Source organism: Collinsella sp. AF05-9 (assembly GCF_003465595.1).
GTDB lineage: Bacteria > Actinomycetota > Coriobacteriia > Coriobacteriales > Coriobacteriaceae > Collinsella.
In genome coordinates, this window is record NZ_QSBB01000002.1 from 111,378 (window position 1) to 130,064 (window position 18,687).

The window sequence follows — 18,687 nt, forward strand, 5'->3', positions numbered from 1 at the left end:
TCAATAAATGCCGAGCATCAACGCGTCTCCGGCTAGAAAACGTCCTTGGCAAACACCTTAGCGTCATTGGGGACCTGACGGATTTCGATGGCCACGCCATCACCCAGGAGCTCTTGGATATGTTCGGCATCTTTCTCGGTCGCAAAGATCGCAGGGGTCGGATGAAGCGTGGTCTCAGGGGTCTTTCGGGTTCCGCCCAGATTGATCTCTTTGATGTCTTTGCAACCCTTAGCGAGACGATAGACATCTTCAATCGTCTCAGTGATGATAAACAGCGAATACTTGTCGGTAACGCCGCTGTTGAGCGCCTCGATAGCAGCGTCAACATCCTTGATGACGAGTTTAACGCCGTTGGGGCGGGCGAGCCTCAAGGCCGCCTTCCTCATGTCGTCTTTTGCCACAGCATCGCTGGCAAGCAAGATGCAATCTACATCCAAAGCGTGAGTCCAGGACATGGCAACTTGGCCGTGAATCAGTCGGTAATCAACTCTCGTAAGCTTAATCATCGTTATCATCTCCGCACGTGATAAAGGGAATGACAGGTGTGGCCCCCAGCTAGGGCTCGAACCAGAACTAACTAGAACTCTTCTTCCTCGGCGCCGGCAAGCATGTCCGCCGCCTCGCAAAGCTGAATAAACGAACGCGATCCCTCGACCGCGGCTTTGGCCTTGTCCGCATCCAGGGAGTCCAGCTGTGTAACCATTTCCACCAGCAGCGGCAAGTTCATTCCAGCGATTAACGTAAACGATCCGTCGGTCTGCCTCTGAATGAATTCGTTGTTTACAGAGCCGCCAAAGATGTCAGTCACGACAAACCAAGAGTCGGCAGGGTCCCTCGTCTCCATCCATGCATCAATCAACGCCGCGACGTCCCTTGAATCGTCATCGACATAGGCGCACAGGCACTCGATTCGGTCGTTGGTGCCCATCAGAATCTCCAGAGAGCTTTTCATGCCTTGGGCGAGATAACCATGACTCGCTAGCAATATCTTATTCATAGTTCTCCAATACCAATAGGACGTACTATATTGTCATAACAAAGTATATTAGCAATCTACCCTACGTGGTGTGTCTATTTTCCAAATCCGCGAACGGTAACAATTGGTCGGTAAATCGACCAATCTATCGCTAATTTACAAATAGAACTTCAGTCGCTCGGTGCAGTACACCTGACGGGAGATGAAAAGCGGCTCGCCACTTGGGGCATAACGTCTATCGACAAACAGAAGCAGCGAAGAGTCCAGCTCCACGTTAAGGTATGCCGCCTCGAGCTCGCTCGCATAGCAGACCTCGAGCGTACGCGTGTTGGGACCCATCTTGATCCCCTGGCGATCGAGTACCGCCATCAGCGAATCATCGAGAGACTCATGCTCCAAAAAAGAAAGCGCAGCGGAATAGCTATTGGTTTCCAGCATCGTGGGCTTGCCATCCACAAGGCGCAGACGACGGCTACGCAATACCTTTTGGGTATCGTCTACGCCCAGGAACTTCGCGTCTCGCAGACTTGGGAAGTCCCAGCCCATTTCGAGAACCCTGGTAGACGCCTGTTTGCCCGCAAGCTGGCACGAATGGGTAAAACTCTCACGGTCGTCCGCGGCATACATCTGCGTGTCCGACGAAACGAACGTGCCCTTGCCGCGGGCCCTCTCAACAAGCCCAGCATCTTCCATTTCTTTAATTGCGGAGCGAACCGTTATTCGGCTCACGCCAAATTGCTCGATAAGCTCCGCCTCGGTCGGAAGCTTATCTCCCGGGCGGTACGTGCCGTTGGCGATCGAATCAGAAAGCGCACGGACAATCTGTTTGTACAGGGGGATAACGCTATTTGCCTCAACCATATCAACCATACCTTTACAAGGAATCAGCAGCCTATAGATAAATGACTTATATTGTATTAGAACTTTTTAGCACTCCACGCCATTTCCTATAATGTTTTAGCAAACGAGGGGTTATTTTGCGTAAGCGGTGTAGAGTCCATCCATTTCCGCATACAGCTTCAATCTGATGGCGGTATATGCATCCGATAAGCCGATTGATTTTTATCTTCTACCTGTCTCACATTCATCCCACGTCGTAGAGATGAATGTGAGGTGAGAGATACGTACTTGACGCGCGAGCGTGGATATTTGGACGGTTTTTGGGCTTTTGGCGGCCGATTTCGTCCGAAAATCCACGCTCATGCGGCAGACGTCCGAATTTCCACGCTCGTGTGCCAGAAAATCCACGCTCATCCGGCAGATTGGTCGAAGGCCCCATATGGGTATACTCTCGGGGATTCGACTCGATTCGCCCCCGCTGGGGCGTCAAAGGAGACTGCATATGCCCACCACCTCAACCGACCCGCGCGCCGCTGCTGCTGCACTTCTGGTGCCCGGAACCACCTGCCACGGCTTTACCGTCGAGCGCTGCGAGACCGTGCCCGAGCTCGACGCAGACGCTTACGTGCTGCGCCACGCCGCCTCGGGCGCGCGCCTGCTGTACCTGGCGTGCGACGACGAGAACAAGGCCTTTGCCATTGGCTTTAAGACGCCGCCGGCCGATTCCACCGGCGTGTTCCATATTCTTGAGCACTCGGTGCTGTGCGGATCGGCCAGGTTCCCCGTCAAGGAGCCGTTTGTCGACCTGATCAAGAGCTCCATGCAGACGTTCCTCAACGCCATGACCTACCCCGACAAGACTATCTACCCCGTTGCCACCACCAACGAGCAGGACCTGTACAACCTGATGGACGTGTACCTGGACGCGGTGTTCAACCCGGCCATCTATACCAAGCCCACCATTTTTGAGCAGGAAGGATGGCACTACGAGCTGGACCTGCCGGAGGGCGCCGAGGGCGAGGGCGACGCCGGTGAGGTAGATTTTGAGGCATGTCCCAAAAATCTACGCGAGGGCACGCTGCGCTATAACGGTGTAGTGTTTAACGAGATGAAGGGCGCACTGTCCGACCCCATGAGCGTGCTGGACGACGCCGTCAACGCCGCGCTCTATCCCGACACCGCCTATGCGCACGAGAGCGGCGGCGACCCGCGCGCGATTCCCGCGCTCACCTACGAGCAGTTCCTGGACACGCACGCGCGCCACTACAATCCTTCCAACTCTTATATAACGCTCTATGGCGACCTGGATGTGGACCGCGCACTGGCGTTTTTGGACGAGCGCTATCTGTCGCAGTCGAGTGCCGCGAGCCGCCGCATGGACGCCGCCGTTGCCGCCGGCGAGGACCCGTCCGCGCTGGCGCCCAATCCGCTGGGCGTGCAGACGCCCGTGACCTGCGAGTATAAGCGCGTCGAGATGGCCACCACGCCCGAGAACGCCCTGGTAGGCTTGGGCCTTGTGCTGGGCAGCGCGCTCGACCGCAAGCGCACGATCGCGGCGGACATCCTGTTCGAGGCGCTGCTTGGCTCCAACGAGGCGCCGGTTAAGAAGGCCATCCTGGCCGCCGGCCTGGGCGGCAACGTGGTGAGCTACACAGCGGCCGAGAGCCTGCAGCCCTACGAGCTCATCATGCTGCAAAACGCGCAGCCAGGCGTGGCGCGCGAGCTGCGCCGCGTGTTCCAGGACGCCTGCCGCGACCTGTGCGAGCACGGCGTTCCGCGCGAGCGCCTGGAAGCCATCATCAGCAGCAACGAGTACGACCTGCGCCAGCGCGACTATGGCATCGCCGACGGCGTAGCCATTGCGTGCGACGCGCTGAGCACGTGGCTCTACGATGACGACGCCGCGACGCTGGCGCTCAAGTATGGCCCGGTGTACGAGGAGCTACGCGACGAGCTGGACAGCAGCTATTTTGAGGACCTGCTGCGCGAGCTGGTGCTGGAAAACGACCACATGGCGCTGGTCGAGCTGGTGCCGGTGGACGCTGCCGAGGGTGCGGAGGGCGCCGAAGCTGCCGAGCTGGCTGCCAAGCGCGACGCCATGACCGATGCCGAGCTGGCCGATGTGGTCGAGCGCACGGCCGTACTGCGTGCCGCGCAGGAGGCCGAGGACACGCCCGAGGACAAGGCCACGCTGCCGCGCCTCCGCGTATCCGACATTGGCGAGGCGCGCCCCGAGCCGCCGCTCGTTGTGGACACGACCGCGCCCATCCCCTGTCTGCGCCACGGCATCCCCACCAACCGCCTGGCCTACGCCATGCAGTACTTCGACCTGAGCTGCGTCGCATTTGAGGACCTGCCCTACGTGACGCTGCTCTGCCGCCTGCTCAAACAACTACCCACGAGCGAGCACTCGGCCGAGGAACTCGACAACTTGCTCGCTGGCAAGCTCGGCTTTTTGAGCTTTACGACCGAAGTCATGACGCAGCCCGAAGTGGACGGCGTGCGCCCCTACCTGCTGGTGAGCGCCGGCGCCCTGTCCGAGAAGATCGATGCGCTGGCGAGTCTGCCGCGCGAGGTATGGTCGAGCACGCTGTTGCTCGATGCCGATGCCGACCGCGTTCGCGACGTGCTCACGCAGATTCGCATTGGGCTTGAACAGGGCTTCATCAACAACGGTCACTCGGCGGCGCTGGGTCGCGCGATGAGCTACAGCTCGCCTTCGGCCGTGGTTCGCGAGCAGCTTTCTGGCGTGGACTTCTATCTGTTCCTGCGCGATCTGCTCGAGCACTTTGACGAGCGTCTGGACGGCCTGCGTGCCAAGCTTGCCGAGCTGGCAGACCGCATCTTTGTGGCCGACGGCTGCATGGCGAGCTTTACCGGCAGCGATGAGGACTTTGACGCGTACTGGGATGCCGCGGGCGACCTGGGGCTTGGCGCGGGCGACGGCGCCGATGCCGGCCGCGATGCGCTCGTAGTGCCGACGCCGTGCGACCGCCACGAGGCTTTTGTTATCCCCAGTGACATCTGCTTTGCGGCAAGCGCGTGCGACCCGCGTCGCTTGGGGCTAGACGTGACGGGCGCCTGGGCGGTTGCCGCCAACGCGCTCTCCTACGACTACCTGTGGAACGAGATCCGCGTGAAGGGCGGTGCGTACGGCTGCGGATTCCGCGCTGCCGGCGAGCGTCAGGCGGCGTTCTACACCTACCGCGACCCGGCAATCGACCCCTCGATTGAGCGCGTGGCGCGCGCAGGCGAATGGCTCGGCAGCTTTGATCCCGACGAGGCCGCCTTCGAGGGCTTTATCGTGAGCTGCGTGAGCGGCATGGACGCGCCCGTGAAGCCGTACGCGCTCACCAAGCGCCGCAATACGACCTACCTGGCCGGGCTCGATCCGCATGCGCGCGAGGAACGCCGTGCCCAGATGCTCGCGGCCACACCCGCCGAGCTGCGCTCGCTCGGCGCCGACGTGACGCGCATCGCAGCCACGTCGCCCACCTGCGTCTTTGGCGGCCGCGACGTCATCGCCAAGAGCAACGCCGGCTTCAACGTAGTCGACCTGCTGGGCTAACGCACCGCAAGCAAAAACCACCACGAAGGTGCCTGTCCCCTTTGTGGTGGTTTTCGGGCGAGCCGTTACTTGATGAACGGGTTCAGCCTGGCCGCCAGCGGATCGAGCTTGTACATGGTTGCAAAGCACTCACGACCATAGTCGGAGTCATTGCTCCAGCTACCCTGGTCGACGTCGTACTCTGCATCCAGACGAATCCACTCCTCCGGCTTGTTCTTCTCGTGCTTGCTGCAGAAGTAGCGCTGGTACTCGACCTCGTGCTCAAACTCAAACTCGGCATCCGAACCGCGGCCGGCATACTCGTCGACCGACGTCAGATTACCGTGGTCGTCATAGTAAAACTCCGCATAGCCGCCGCGCTCGGAATCGATCCTGTCGAGTTTTCCGTTGCTGTACGAATAATCCACCGCGGCATACGAGTTCAGCGAGCCGTAATCGTTGCCATGCGAGTCATATGCCACAGGCGAGATACGCGAAATGTTGCCGTCCTTGTCATACTCGTAGCCCGCGGTAATCGTCCACGTAGTTCCCACCGTGTCGCCCTGGCAGTCCAGCGTAAAGGACGTCACGCGATCCTTGTCGTATCCGTACGAATACACGACCGTCCGAGGATTGGCCGGACTGGTATCGGTGTTGGTCACCATGTTGCCGTCCTGGTAGACATACGTGCTCGCGCTCTCGCCGTAGCCCGCGTGGGTCGTCTTGTTGATCAGGTTTCCGTCCGCGTCGTAGGTAAACGTCGTGGTGCTCGACGAATCGCTAATGTCGGCATCGCAGTCGATGCGCGTGACGTTACCGTCAGCGTCGTACGTAAACGTGTTGACGTTCTCGTAACCGCCCGCCAAATCTTCCTCAATCTCAGAGATACGATGCGACTCATCGTGCTCGACGCTGTAGCTTACGCCGCCACCTTGCTTGACGGCAGACGTGAAGCCCGTGACGTAACCGTTCTCGTCACGCTCGATCTCGTAGATATCGCCGTACGTATCGCTCTTATCGGTACCCTCGTAGGACACCGGCAGCCACAGCTCGTCGAGCTGTGTGTCTTTAATGCCGGTGATCTTCGTATCCTGCGGCAGCGCCAACGTGGCGAGCTTCTTTTTGCCCGAAAGATCGATGCTTTTAAGGTTTTCGGCATTTTTGAGGTCGAGCTTCTCGATGTCGTCGCAACCGTCCAGATTGACGACGGTAACATTACTCGCCGAGTTAAGCTCGACGGTTTTAAGGTCGCCGCAGCCCGAAAGGTCCAGGTTGACGAGTTTGTCCCCGCCATATTCCACACTGGTAACGTTGGGGAACACCTTGCCCAGGCCCTGCGTCGACGTGATGTCGTCCAGCTCGACCGATGTCACCGCCTTGGCCTCGTCGCGTGAAATGCGGCCGTCACCGTTAGTGTCGTACTTGGTCGAGACAAGCGCACGCATGCCGCTGTCCGGGAAGGTTTTCTCGTCGATTGGGGTGGTCGCGATCTGGGTGAAGTAGAACAGCGCGCCACCGCCGATGCCCGCCGCCACGACAAGTGCCGCGGCAAGGGCGATGAGAGGCTTCTTGGAACGCTTGCGTCGCGCGGGCTGCTGCACGGACACGTATTGCTGGGGAGCGGGCGCGGCAGGCTGGGGTTGCTGCGTGGCCGCGACCTGGTCGGGTGCTACGGGCGCGCCGCAGACGGGGCAAAAGAGGGCGTCGTCGACAAGCGGCGTGCCACACGAGCGACAAAACATGGCGGGCTCCTTTCGGTTCATTCCTTCCACCATGAAGGTAAACCCAAAAATGCAGCCCTTGTTGCGCAACAAAGCCAAGCGGGAGCCAAACCGCCACAAAGAGACAGGCGCCTTTGTGGCGGTTTGGGGTGAATCCGTCGCGTTTGCCCAGATAAAACCTGCCAAAATAAACCTGTCCCTTTTTGGCAGGTTTGGGAGAGGGGGCCGGAATGGATAAGGTTGAGCTGCGGCGGGCGGTGATTGCCCGGCGCGATGCACTTGGTTTGGATGTGCGGGCGGCAAAGTCCGCCGTTATCTGTGTGCGGCTGGTTGAGCTGCTGGAGTCCAGTGGCGCTGCGGGCCAGCGCACCGTTGCCGTCTATGCCGCGATGGGTTCCGAAGTCGACCCTTCCGCATTTGCCGCTGCGGCCGTCGTGCGTGGCTGGCGCGTAGCCTATCCGTGCATGCTCTCGGCAAGCGACGCCGCCGCATGCGGCCAGCGCATGTGCATGCGGGCAGTCTCTGCCGGCGATGCGTCCGAGGCCCCGTTTATCGCCCACCCTACGCGGGCCTTCGCGGCCACGGACGTCGACAGCGACCGCTTCCCTATCGTGTCTGCCGAGGCTTTCGACATGATCGTCGTGCCGCTCGTAGCATTCGACCGCGCCGGCGCGCGCCTGGGCTACGGCGGCGGCTGCTACGACCGCTACCTGCCCATGCTCTCGCCCGCATGCCAAATCATCGGCATCGCCTTTGACGAGCAACGCGTCGACGGCGTTCCCACCGATGCCCACGACCTGCCGCTGCCCAACATCGTCAGCGCCTAAATGCCAGCGTACCTCCCGACAGCCTAGTGCTCCTCGCCGGCGCGGGCCAGGTCGTAGGGCGTGGTCTGGTAGACGTAGTAGTTGAGCCAGTTGGTATAGAGCAACTGAGCCTGGCTGCGCCAGACGTTGCGCGGCTCGGCCGAGGGGTCGTCGTTTGGGAAGTAATGCGCCGGCACCTGGGGGTTAAGCCCGCGCTTCACGTCGCGCTCGTACTCCAGGCGCAGTGTGTCGGTATCGTACTCGGGATGGCCAAAAACAAAGAAGCGACGGCTGTCGGTCGACTTGACGATATACAGGCCCACCTCGTCGGACACGGCCACGACCTCAAGCTGCGGCTCGGCCTCCACGTCCTCGCGGCGCACATCGGTGTTGCGCGAATGCACGGCATAGAAGCGGTCGTCGAAGCCGCGGACCAGCGGGCTTTGCGGCTTCACCAGATAATGCTCGAACACGCCGCTCGCCTTTGCCGGCAGATCATACTTCTGGATACCGTAATGATGGTAGAGCCCCGCCTGCGCGCCCCAGCAAATGTGCAGCGTGGAGTGCACGTGCGTGGTAGACCAGTCCATAATCTGGCAGAGTTCGGGCCAGTAGTCGACCTCCTCGAACGGCATCTGCTCCACGGGCGCGCCCGTGATGATCAGGCCGTCGTAGTGGATGTCGCGGATGTCGTCGAACGTGCGGTAGAACGTCTCCAGGTGGCCGGCGCTTACGTGCGTGGCCTCGTGCGTTTTGGTGCGCAGCAGGTCCACCTCCACCTGCAGCGGCGTGTTGGAGAGCTTGCGCATGATCTGCGTCTCGGTGGCGATTTTGGTGGGCATGAGGTTGAGGATGAGCACGCGCAGCGGACGGATGTCCTGATGCAGTGCGCGATACTCGGTCATGACAAAGATGTTCTCGCTCTCGAGCTGCGCGGCGGCAGGGAGGGCGTCGGGGATGCGAATGGGCATGGATGCTCCTTACGAGTCAGTTGCAGCTATGGTACAACGAGCGGCCCCATCCGCGCGAGCACATCGCCCAGCGATGCCGTCAGCGGCCCAAATCACCCCAAAAGTAGAGATTAAGGCATCTCCCAAAAATCTACGGCGCTTTAGTCTAGCAAAGTGACGGCAGGACGCTACAATGGTTCGACGCGAAAAACTCGGCCGAAAGGATACATATATGTACCAGACGCGTAAGATCGGTGTGGTCGGCCAGGGCCACGTAGGAGCACATGTCGCCAACAGCCTGCTTATGCAGGGCATTGCCGATGAGCTGTACCTGTGCGATATCAACGAGGCCAAGGTGACGTCCGAGGTCCAGGACCTGCGCGACTCCCTTTCGTTTGTCCCGTACAACACCAAGATCGTCAACTGCTACGACCACTACGAGGAGCTGGCCTGCTGCGACGTCATCGTCAACGCTGCCGGTAAGGTCGCGCTGGCCGCCGGCAACCGCGACGGTGAGCTGTTCTTTACCACCGACGCCGCCCGCACCTTTGCCAAGCGCATCGTCGACACCGGCTTTGACGGCATCTTCGTCTCCATCTCCAACCCCTGCGACGTCGTGTGCACCGAGCTGTGGCACCTGACCGGCTACGATCCCAAGAAGATCATCGGCTCGGGCTGCGGTCTGGACTCCGCCCGCCTGCGCACCGAGATCTCCAAGAAGGTCGGCGTGAGCCCCAAGTCCATCGATGCCTACATGATCGGCGAGCACGGCTTTAGCCAGCTTGCCGCCTTTAAGGCCGCGACCATCGCCGGCAAGAGCCTCAACGAGCTTCAGGCCGAGAACCCCGACAAGTACGCCTTCGACCACATGGAGGTCGAGGAGCTCGCGCGCAAGGGCGGCTATGTGACCTACCAGGGCAAGCAGTGCACCGAGTACGCCGTCGCCAACTCCGCCGCGCGCGTCTGTGCCGCCGTGCTGCACAACGAGCACGCCGTGCTTTCCGCCTCCACGCTCATGACCGGCCAGTATGGCGAGGAGGGCATCTTCACGTCTCTGCCGTGCGTGATCGGCGCCGAGGGCGTCGAGGAGGTCTACACGCTCGACCTGTCCGAGTACGAGCTCGAGGGCTTCCACAAGAGCTGCCAGCACATCCGCGACAATATCGCCCAGCTCGACTGGTGGGACGCCGAGGCATACGACGCAAAGTAGGCCGCTGGCTGCCGCAACCTTGCGAATCTAAGCGCGATACTAAGCGGGCTGCGCCGGAAATCCCCGGCGCGGCCCGCTTTTTTGCTCATGCAACACGTTTGCGAATCGAAGGTGAATACTTTTCCGCGATGTGAACGAGCAAAAACGAGCCCCCGAAGCATCCACACTTTTCAGGCGCCGTTTCCTGCGGTTTCGCCGAGTTTTTCCTGCAGTTTTGGCATCAAAAAGTGTGGATGCTTCGGGAGTCCAAAATAGGTCGTTCACTTCGCGGAAAAGTATTCACCTTCGTTTTCGCGCAAACACAAATCCAGCCGCCACAACGCAAAACGGGGCCCGCGCGTGGCGCAGGCCCCGTCAAAAAAGATAATTCCCGGTACTTAGTACTGCTCGATGCCCATGTAGCGACGAATCTCGGGGCTGTGGTCGAACACCTTTCCGCGGGCGGCGCGCAGCTCGCAGCTCATGTTGTAGAAGAAGATCGGCTCCAGGTACGAACGCACGCTGGCAGGCACGTCGCCCACGCCGTACTCGAGTGCGTCGAGCACCATAATCGTGTCGGTGTGCGTGTTGAGGAACGCGAGCGCGCGCTCCTCCATGGGGCGGCACTCGCCCGATCCGAGCTGCACAAAGTAGAACACGCCGGGCTCGGTGGCCTCAAACGGGCCGTGGAAATACTCGCCGGAGTGGATGTAGCAGCAGTGCTGCCACTGCATCTCCATGAGCGAGCAAATCGCCATGGCGTAGGTCTGGCTAAAGTTGGGGCCGGAGCCCAGGATGTAGAAGAACTTGTGCTGCTGGCAGAGCTCGGCAAAACGGGCGCCCAGCTCGGCGTTGACCTTCTCGCGCGCGGCGGGCAGCAGCGCGTCCATCTGCTTAAGGCCTTCATACATGTCGGCGAGCGCCTCGTAACCCTCCTGCTGGTCGAGCAACTCGGCGGCGATCAGAGCGCCGATGCCCTGCGGCACCTCGGCCTGTGACACGCCCTCGCCCCACGGATAGACCCAGGTGGTCCACTTGCCGTTATCGATCTTGGAGCCCTCGCAGTCGGTGAGGGCAACGACCTCGGCACCGGCTGCCAGCGCCATCTCGCAGCCATCAACGACCTCCTGCGTGTTGCCGCTGTGGCTGCAGGCAATAACGAGCGACTTCTCGCCAAGGCTCTTAGGGGCCATCAGGCAAAACTCGCGTGCCGTGTAGACCGTCGAGGTAAACGTGGTGGCCTCGCGCTTAAGCAGCTCGTTGGCCGGCATCAGGTCGATCATCGAACCGCCGCAAGCAATCCAAAAGACATTCTCAATCTTGCCCTTGCGCTCGATAATTTCCTGAACCAGATCATGTGCGTTCACGGTGACGCTCCTCCTTGTGTGGCGGCTTTGGATGACGGCAGCTCGTACCTGCTGTCGTTCTATGTTGTCCTATTTATAGCACGCACGACGACGCTCGTGAAGCCATTTCGCCAAACTTGTTCTATGTTGTTCTATCTGTGGATGTTAGATGTCGAACACGTAGCGCGAGCCCACGATCTTTTGGCGTCCGAGCAGCAAGGGCCGCTCGTCCGCATCGGTAAAGTACGCCTCCATATAGAAGAGCGGCTCGCCGACCGGCACCCCCAGCAGCGGGGCCGTCTGGGCATCCGCCAGCGCAATCTCCACGGTGCAGGGGTCGGACTTGAGCGGCGCGCGGCCCGAATGCTCGGCAACGAGCGCAAAGATCGAGTTATCGGTGAGGTCCTTATCGGCCAGCGTCTGCAGGTAGGGATGGTCGGCCAGCACAAAGGCGTTGTTCTCGAGCATGACGGGCACGCCGTCTGCCGTGCGCACGCGCTCGACAACGATGAGCTCGCAGCCGGGTTCCACCCCAAAAAACGCCGCGTCCTCGCGCGTCGCCGCAACCACCGTGCGCGACACCAGGCGTGCTCCGGCCACCATGTCGTTGGCAGCGCAACCCTCGGAAAAGCTCTGGACGTCGCCTTTCTGGACAATCTTGCGCTTGAGCTTGGGAGCGCACACAAAGGTGCCCCTCCCCTGCTGTCGGTGGAGATACCCCGCGCGCGACAGCTCCTCGATGGCACGGCGCACGGTGATGCGCCCCACGCCGTAGGACTTCGCGAGCTCCATCTCGGCAGGAATGCGCGAACCGGCAGGGTACACGCCGCGCGCGATCTCGCCCTTTAGGTCGTCCATGACCTGCTGGTACAGCGGCACGGCGGACGCGCCAGCGCGGCCGGTTTTATCGTCGGTTGCCATCGTTACGCTCCATCCCGTGCATGCTCGGATTCAAACTCTTCAATCGCCGCCATAAACTGCTCGCCAAAGGCGTCGGCCTTTTTCTCGCCAATGCCGTTGACCTGGATAAGCTCGTCGCGCGTCTGCGGGCGCAGGCGGCACAGACCGCGCAGAGCCTTGTCGGAGAAGACCATGTACGGCGCCATCTCCAGCTCGGTCGAGATCTCCTTGCGCAAGGCACGCAGGCGCTCGAACAGCTCGGCATCGTCGCCCACGCGCGGGCGCTGATCCAGCTCAGCCTCCTCGCGCAGCAGATCCACCGCACGGCGGGCGCGAGCCGAGGCCTTGCGCTTGGACGCGCGACGCTTAACGGTAAAGGCGAACGCCTCATCCTCGACCTCGCCGGCACGCGGACCCAGTCCCACGACCGGGTACTGCCCCTGCGAGGTTGCCAAATAACCGCGGCCGCACAGCTGGCCGATGATGTCCTTGATGCGCCCGACCGATTCGCTCGACAGCTCACCGTAGCCGCGGTCCTCGTCCAGATGCATCTGGCGAATGCGCTCGGTGTTGCCGCCGTGGAGCACATCAGCGATCAGCGACTTGCCAAAGCGCATGGGTCGCGTGGCCACATAGCGCACGGCGGCGCGGGCCATATCGGTGACGTCCTCGACCTCGAACTTCGTGAGGCAGTTGCTGCAGTTGCCGCAGCCCTCGGCGTCGTCCGTGGCGGTGCTGCCCGCACCAGCCGCGGCAGCATGCTCGGCCGCGGCCTCGTCGCCAAAGTAGCGCAGCATGTATTCGCGCAGGCAGCCGGTGGTATTGCAGTAGCCCTCCATCTGGCTGAGCAGGCGATATCGATTCTGGAGCGCCCACGCGCGCTGCTCGTCGTCGAGCGCCTCATCGGCAGCATCGCCGCGGTCGATCAAAAAGCGACGCATGCGAAAATCGTTACCGTTCCACAGCAGATGGCAGCTGGCCGGGTCTCCATCGCGGCCGGCTCGACCCGCCTCTTGGTAGTATGCCTCGATGCTCTCGGGCACGTTGTTGTGAATCACGTAGCGCACGTTGGGCTTGTCGATGCCCATGCCAAAGGCGTTGGTGGCAACCATCACCTGGATATCGTCGTCGATAAAGGCGCGCTGGCTTTGGCGACGGGCGTCGTTGCCCATGCCGGCATGGTAGCGACCAACGTGAATGCCGCTGGGGCCCAGCGCCTCGGCAAGCTCGCCGGCGAGCTCATCGACGGTCTTGCGGGTCGAGCAATACACGATGCCGCTCTCGCTCGAATGTGCGATCACATAGTCGCGCACCCACGCGGCCTTGGCCTTGTCGCCCATCTCCTCGCAGCCAAAGTAGAGGTTCTTGCGATCGAAGCCCGTCACCACCGTCGCGGGATTTTGCAGGCCGAGCATCTGCTGAATGTCCGCGCGCACACGCTCAGTCGCCGTAGCGGTAAAGGCCGCCACGATGGGGCGCTGCGGCAGGGAATCGATGAACTCACGAATCTGCAGGTAGGCGGGACGGAAATCCTGGCCCCATTGGCTCACGCAGTGGGCCTCGTCAATGGCCACGAGCGGCACGCCAATGCCGCCGTCCGCCGCGGCCTCCTGCGCAAAGGCCAAAAAGCGTGGCTCGAGCAAGCGCTCGGGCGCCACGTACATAAGCTGGTAGCGGCCCTCGCGCGCCCGCTTGAGCACGGTGTTTTGCTGGGCCGGAGTAAGGCTGGAGTTGAGATAACTGGGGCGCGCACCCGCCGCGAGCAGCGCGCGGGTCTGGTCCTCCATAAGCGACAGCAGCGGACTCACCACAAAGGTGATGCCGGGCAGCATGAGCGCGGGTACCTGGTAGCAAATGGACTTGCCGGCGCCCGTGGGCATAACACCCAGCGCATCGCGACCGGCAAGGATCGCATCGACCATGCGGTCCTGTCCCGGGCGAAACGAGGTGTAGCCAAAATAGGCGCCGAGCGTGTCGAGCGCCGTCTGTTGCATGCTATCGGTCATGGTTTCCTAACGTCCAAGTCATCTGCCGCCGATTATACGCCGCCACGCGGACCGGTGCCGCACGGCTGCCGACCACGACATGGGTAGTCATTGGGGACGTTCTTAAACGACTAGTCAAACAAGAATATCCCTAACGACTACTCATTTAAGTCTGTCCCCAATGAGTGCAATGACTACTCCGCCGCAGGTAGAGGACGGACAGCGAGCGACGTCCAGGGCGAACAAGTTGGCATGAAAAAGGCAAGGCATAGACCTTCTGGTCATGCCTCGCCTTTTGAATGACAAATTGTCGCCCTGGGCGGCGCGCAGCGTCGGCCCGTTACGCGGTTTGGTAAAACCGCGTAACTTACATGACCATAACGTAACGCGATCCCACGTAGTACTGCTTACCCATCAAAACCGGCTCGCCATTGGGGCCGATAAAGCCGGCACGCAGGTTGAGCAGCGGGTCGTGCGGGGCAATGCCCAGCTCGGCGGCCTGCTCGGCGTTGGCGCGAACGGCCTCGACCGTGCGGTAGCCAACCGAGACAATCGGCGTTCCGCCAACACGCTCGACCTCGGCAAAAATCGACTTGTCCTCAAGATCGGCCGTCAACAGCTCACGGTAAGCGTCAAACGGCACAAAAATGTTCTCCTCAAAGATGGGCTCGCCGTCGGCCGTACGCACGCGCTTGATATGCAGCAGCAGCGCATCCTTCCGCAGGCCAAAAAACTCCATCTCGTTTTGGCGCGCCGGAACGATCTGGCGATCGACCACATGCGCGCCGGCCTTCATGCCGTTATCGGCACACAGCGCGGTAAACGTCTGCAGCGTCGAGGCGTGAAACTGGCGATTGATGTGCGGCGTGGAAACAAAGGTGCCGCGGCCCTGCTGCTTAACCAGGTAGCCATCGGAGCAGAGCTCCTCGACGGCGCGGCGCACCGTAATGCGGCTCACCTCGTACTGCTCGGCAAGCTCAAGTTCGGACGGAATACGCTCCTTGGGTGCATAAACACCTTTCTCAATCGCATCCTTGATCTCGTCGTAAATCTGCTGGTAAAGCGGTGCATTTTTGGGCGCAGGCATATCTGATCACTCTTATCAAAATATCGAAATAACTAATACGTATATAACGTCTTTTTATATGTTATCTCAGTTTGATAAAACGATACACCACATACAGCAAATCCTTACTTGCCGTCGTCCTGCTGCAGGCTGTCCTGTTCACTGAGGCGCGCCTGACGACTCGCTATGCGAGCGGGCTTGTCGGGATCGGGAACGGCCGTGGGCATGGGCTCGTCGACATGACCGCCCCACCAGCCGCCCACAAAGTTGAGCGTGTGGAACACATTGATCACGGCGCCGGGATCAATGTCGCACACTAGCTTGATAATGTCCTGGCTCTCGTAGGTCGAGACAACGGTGTGCAGCAGGTACATCTTTTCACGGCTGTATCCGCCGATGACCTCGGCGCAGCTAATACCATGCTGAAAATGGTCAACATAGGCGGTCATGACCTCATCGGCCTTGCGCGTTGTGATCTGCAGCGTCACACGGTCGTAGCGATGATAGAAGCTGTCGATGGTCTTGGTCGAAATAAACTGGAACACGATGGAGTACGCCGCGTTGTCCCAGCCAAACATAAAGCCAAAGATCGCCAGGATAAAGCAGTTGAAACCAAAGATGACACCCCAGATGGTCTTGCCCGTGTGGTTGGAGACCCACAGCGCGATAAAGTCGGTGCCGCCGGTTGATGCACCGGACTTGAGCGCGATGGCAGCACCCAGACCCGAGACCACGCCACCAAAAATGATGAGCATGATCTTGTCGCCCAAAAACGGGGCGAAATGAAAGATGTTGAGGAACAGCGACGAGAGCATGACCTGCATCATCGAGAAGATGACGAAACGCTTGCTAATGCCGCTCCAGCATAGGAGCGCCACGGGGATGTTGAGCGCGAGCATGCCGAGCGAGATGTCGATATGAACGCCGCCAAGCGAGGTAACGCGATCGAGCAGGACCGCGACGCCTGTGAGACCGCTCGGAAGCAGATCGGCGGGCTGAATGAACGCCTGGATCAGAAATGTCTGGAGAACGGCTGATATGGTGACCGCCACAGCGGTAATAGCGCGGCGAACGATGGTAAGGCGGCCGAGCACGAGCACGCGGTCCGTGAGCTGATCGATGGCGTTCGCCACGTAGGCTCCCTTCGAAGGCAGATGTAGTTGTGGGGCATGTCGGCGATTGTAGCATGGAGCGACAGAGGGCGCCTCAATTCACCCTCTCTCGACAACCAAAACGGGACCGGTAACCCCACAACCAAAGGCCCAAATTCTAAGTGAGTAGACTTTTCGCGACCTCCCGAGCACAGCCAATAACAGCCACCTCTGTGACCTGCGGTTTTACTAAGTCAGAAACGCTTTGTGCCCGGCCTGCGCCAAAAAGTCTACTCACTTAGCCCGAATCGAAGCCAAACGGATCTAAATTGATGCCAAATTAAGCCAATCTGCAGCAAATGACGCGTGAACCAGTGCTTCTCGCGGTGGATTGACACTACAGAGCGGCCAAAATGTCGGTCAGGTTGTCGATGACGACGTCGGCGGCGGACTGGTCCAGGTTGACGCCCTCATGCGGACGCAGTGCCAGGACGCGGGCGCCGGAGCGCTTGCCAGCCTCGATGCCCAACGGCGAGTCCTCGATAACCAGGCACTCGGCGGGGTCAACTCCCAGCGTCTCCATGGCACGCAGGTAGATCTCGGGGTCGGGCTTAAACGCACTGCACTCGTGACCGCTGATGGTGTAGTCCAGCACGTCGGCGATACCGGCAATCTCAACCAGCTCGTCGATGAGCTCGCGGTAGGACGAGCTCGCGATGGCACACTTCACGCCGCGTTCGTGCAGTTCGCGCATCACCGGCTCCGTCTGCTCGTTGAGCAGCTCGGCATACGGAACGGGGTGGACCGGGCTGTAGACCTGCTTGTACTCCACACGCAGGCGCTCGCGCAGCTCGACATCGTCGGGCACCAGTGCCTCCCAAATGGCAGGCTCGTTAGACCCCGAAAGATCGGGAATCTCGTCAAAGTGGAAGCCCTTCTCCTCCATAAACGCCACGCGGCGACGGTTGTAGAACCACTCGGTATCGACCAGCACGCCGTCCATATCAAACAGCACTGCCTTGATCATACGCATCTCCTCCCACCTGCCAAAAAGAGACAGGTTTATTTTGGTAGGTTTTATCTGGGGTTTTGCGGCGCAACGAACACGCCCTCCCAAAACAGAAAAGGGGACGGGGTGTAAACCCCATCCCCTCTCAATCAACCCGTAAGGTCTACTTACTTGTGATTAGTAGGAAAGCTTCCACATGTAGCGACGCATGGTCAGCGGGTGCTGACGGGCCTCGGCGATCTGGTTGCCGTACTCGCGCATAACGGCGAGGTGCAGCAGCGGGTTGAAGTAGGTGACGACGCTCGCCGGCACGGCGTCAGCCAGGCCGTAGTCCTTGGAGTCGATCAGAGCGACCTTGGCGCCCATGCGCTTAAGGAAGGTGAGGGCGCGAGCGTCCATCGGACGGGTAGCACCGTCGGACATGAAGAAGACGTAGGGCTTACCCTCGGTGGAAACCTCGAACGGGCCGTGGAAGTACTCGCCGGTGTTGTAGGCGGCGGCGTCGATCCACTGCATCTCGGTGAACAGGAAGGCGGCGTGAGAATAAGCCATCTTCTCGGAGGCACCGGAGGCCATGAAGTAGATCATCTTGTCGTCCTTGAAGTCTTGGGCGAACTGCTTGGCGAGGCCCTTGGCGGACTGAGCGGCGTTCTCGCAGAGCTCGAAGACGTTGGTGAGGCCGGTGATCATGTCCTCGTAGTGGTCATAGCCCTCGGTCTGCTGAAGGATCTCGAGAGCAAGAGCGATGGCGTAGCCAGGCTTCTCGCACTTGGCAGCGTAGTTGGCATGGAAGCCGTGAACGATGACGTGGTCGGCGTCGACGGTCAGAGCGGAGCCGGCCTTGTTGGTGAGGGAGACGACCGGGCAGTTGTGCTTCTTGGCGGTCTTGTTGGCCTCGACGGTCTCGGGCGTGGAGCCACCGAGGGAGCAGGTGATCACGAAGGTGTGCTCGTTGACCCAGGAAGGCGTGTCGTAGTTGAACTCGTTAGCGGTGAAGATCTGAACGTTCAGCTTGTCCGTGTTGTTGGCCAGGAAGTACTTGGCAGGGTAAAGGTCGGACATGGAAGCACCGCAGCCGACGAAGGCGACGCTGTGGATCTCGTGGTTGGACAGGACGTCAGCGACGATCTGCTTAGGGAGGTTAAGGTCGATCTCGTACATCTGACACATTCCTTTCGATTTTTTGCGGCGCCACATTGCCGGGCGCTCGCAGGGTTACCGTGGTTTGGACCGAGTCGCCGGCCCGTTGAGGATGTGTCAA

15 protein-coding genes are annotated in these 18,687 nt (G+C 60.5%); 3 read left to right on the plus strand and 12 right to left on the minus strand.

Features of this window, described 5'->3' with window-relative positions; genetic code table 11:
* Positions 1-32: 32 nt before the first annotated feature.
* The 3 genes from DWV43_RS01260 to DWV43_RS01270 form a co-directional block, all read right to left on the minus strand.
* Positions 33-506, minus strand: coding sequence for a PTS sugar transporter subunit IIB (locus DWV43_RS01260; protein WP_117634363.1), 474 nt, complete (start codon positions 504-506; stop codon positions 33-35).
* Between the two features lie 71 nt (positions 507-577).
* Entirely contained in the window at positions 578-997 is a 420-nt protein-coding gene (locus DWV43_RS01265; RefSeq protein ID WP_117629024.1) for a PTS sugar transporter subunit IIA, read from the minus strand.
* Positions 998-1,132: 135 nt separating this feature from the next.
* Positions 1,133-1,837, minus strand: coding sequence for a GntR family transcriptional regulator (locus DWV43_RS01270; protein ID WP_117563729.1), 705 nt, complete (start codon positions 1,835-1,837; stop codon positions 1,133-1,135).
* Between the two features lie 481 nt (positions 1,838-2,318).
* On the opposite strand from DWV43_RS01270, the gene DWV43_RS01275 reads away from it, so the two are divergent.
* Complete coding sequence (locus DWV43_RS01275) at positions 2,319-5,384, plus strand: insulinase family protein (protein ID WP_117816993.1); 3,066 nt, start codon at positions 2,319-2,321, stop codon at positions 5,382-5,384.
* Between the two features lie 65 nt (positions 5,385-5,449).
* Here the strand turns inward: DWV43_RS01275 and DWV43_RS01280 are convergent, their stop codons facing one another.
* The gene (locus DWV43_RS01280; protein WP_158569803.1) at positions 5,450-7,105 is read right to left on the minus strand and encodes a zinc-ribbon domain-containing protein; all 1,656 of its coding nucleotides are present in this window, start codon (positions 7,103-7,105) and stop codon (positions 5,450-5,452) included.
* A 209-nt stretch (positions 7,106-7,314) separates the two neighbouring features.
* Between DWV43_RS01280 and DWV43_RS01285 the strand changes: the two genes are divergently transcribed.
* The gene (locus DWV43_RS01285) at positions 7,315-7,911 is read left to right on the plus strand and encodes a 5-formyltetrahydrofolate cyclo-ligase (RefSeq protein WP_117816995.1); all 597 of its coding nucleotides are present in this window, start codon (positions 7,315-7,317) and stop codon (positions 7,909-7,911) included.
* A 23-nt stretch (positions 7,912-7,934) separates the two neighbouring features.
* Here the strand turns inward: DWV43_RS01285 and metA are convergent, their stop codons facing one another.
* Positions 7,935-8,861, minus strand: coding sequence for a homoserine O-succinyltransferase (gene metA, locus DWV43_RS01290; RefSeq protein WP_117816996.1), 927 nt, complete (start codon positions 8,859-8,861; stop codon positions 7,935-7,937).
* Positions 8,862-9,072: 211 nt separating this feature from the next.
* On the opposite strand from metA, the gene DWV43_RS01295 reads away from it, so the two are divergent.
* Entirely contained in the window at positions 9,073-10,050 is a 978-nt protein-coding gene (locus DWV43_RS01295) for an L-lactate dehydrogenase (protein ID WP_117816997.1), read from the plus strand.
* 377 nt (positions 10,051-10,427) lie between these two features.
* On the opposite strand, the gene DWV43_RS01300 is transcribed toward DWV43_RS01295, so the two are convergent.
* From DWV43_RS01300 to DWV43_RS01330, 7 genes are all read right to left on the minus strand, one after another.
* Positions 10,428-11,396 (minus strand): SIS domain-containing protein, encoded by a 969-nt coding sequence (locus tag DWV43_RS01300; RefSeq protein ID WP_117816998.1) that lies wholly within the window; start codon positions 11,394-11,396, stop codon positions 10,428-10,430.
* Positions 11,397-11,540: 144 nt separating this feature from the next.
* A complete protein-coding gene (locus DWV43_RS01305; protein WP_117816999.1) occupies positions 11,541-12,296 on the minus strand; it encodes a GntR family transcriptional regulator in 756 nt (251 codons plus the stop codon).
* A gap of 2 nt (positions 12,297-12,298) precedes the next feature.
* A complete protein-coding gene (locus DWV43_RS01310) occupies positions 12,299-14,281 on the minus strand; it encodes an ATP-dependent DNA helicase RecQ (protein WP_117640657.1) in 1,983 nt (660 codons plus the stop codon).
* A 346-nt stretch (positions 14,282-14,627) separates the two neighbouring features.
* Positions 14,628-15,347, minus strand: a complete 720-nt coding sequence (locus DWV43_RS01315) for a GntR family transcriptional regulator (protein WP_117640942.1) — start codon at positions 15,345-15,347, stop codon at positions 14,628-14,630.
* 104 nt (positions 15,348-15,451) lie between these two features.
* On the minus strand, positions 15,452-16,459 hold the full coding sequence (locus tag DWV43_RS01320) for a YitT family protein (RefSeq protein WP_117640941.1): 1,008 nt from the start codon (positions 16,457-16,459) through the stop codon (positions 15,452-15,454).
* A gap of 355 nt (positions 16,460-16,814) precedes the next feature.
* Positions 16,815-17,444: an HAD family phosphatase gene (locus DWV43_RS01325; protein WP_158549388.1), complete on the minus strand. Its 630-nt coding sequence runs from the start codon at positions 17,442-17,444 to the stop codon at positions 16,815-16,817.
* Positions 17,445-17,603: 159 nt separating this feature from the next.
* Positions 17,604-18,587 (minus strand): SIS domain-containing protein, encoded by a 984-nt coding sequence (locus DWV43_RS01330; RefSeq protein WP_233503150.1) that lies wholly within the window; start codon positions 18,585-18,587, stop codon positions 17,604-17,606.
* Positions 18,588-18,687 lie beyond the last annotated feature (100 nt).

Bases quoted from the DNA above. Each gene is read 5' to 3' on its own strand.
- metA (WP_117816996.1), bottom strand. From the start codon at position 8,861: ATGCCCATTCGCATCCCCGACGCCCTCCCTGCCGCCGCGCAGCTCGAG.
- DWV43_RS01305 (WP_117816999.1), bottom strand. From the start codon at position 12,296: ATGGCAACCGACGATAAAACCGGCCGCGCTGGCGCGTCCGCCGTGCCG.
- DWV43_RS01295 (WP_117816997.1), top strand. From the start codon at position 9,073: ATGTACCAGACGCGTAAGATCGGTGTGGTCGGCCAGGGCCACGTAGGA.
- DWV43_RS01275 (WP_117816993.1), top strand. From the start codon at position 2,319: ATGCCCACCACCTCAACCGACCCGCGCGCCGCTGCTGCTGCACTTCTG.
- DWV43_RS01265 (WP_117629024.1), bottom strand. From the start codon at position 997: ATGAATAAGATATTGCTAGCGAGTCATGGTTATCTCGCCCAAGGCATG.
- DWV43_RS01285 (WP_117816995.1), top strand. From the start codon at position 7,315: ATGGATAAGGTTGAGCTGCGGCGGGCGGTGATTGCCCGGCGCGATGCA.
- DWV43_RS01315 (WP_117640942.1), bottom strand. From the start codon at position 15,347: ATGCCTGCGCCCAAAAATGCACCGCTTTACCAGCAGATTTACGACGAG.
- DWV43_RS01310 (WP_117640657.1), bottom strand. From the start codon at position 14,281: ATGACCGATAGCATGCAACAGACGGCGCTCGACACGCTCGGCGCCTAT.
- DWV43_RS01280 (WP_158569803.1), bottom strand. From the start codon at position 7,105: ATGTTTTGTCGCTCGTGTGGCACGCCGCTTGTCGACGACGCCCTCTTT.
- DWV43_RS01330 (WP_233503150.1), bottom strand. From the start codon at position 18,587: ATGTACGAGATCGACCTTAACCTCCCTAAGCAGATCGTCGCTGACGTC.
- DWV43_RS01260 (WP_117634363.1), bottom strand. From the start codon at position 506: ATGATTAAGCTTACGAGAGTTGATTACCGACTGATTCACGGCCAAGTT.
- DWV43_RS01325 (WP_158549388.1), bottom strand. From the start codon at position 17,444: ATGATCAAGGCAGTGCTGTTTGATATGGACGGCGTGCTGGTCGATACC.
- DWV43_RS01270 (WP_117563729.1), bottom strand. From the start codon at position 1,837: ATGGTTGAGGCAAATAGCGTTATCCCCCTGTACAAACAGATTGTCCGT.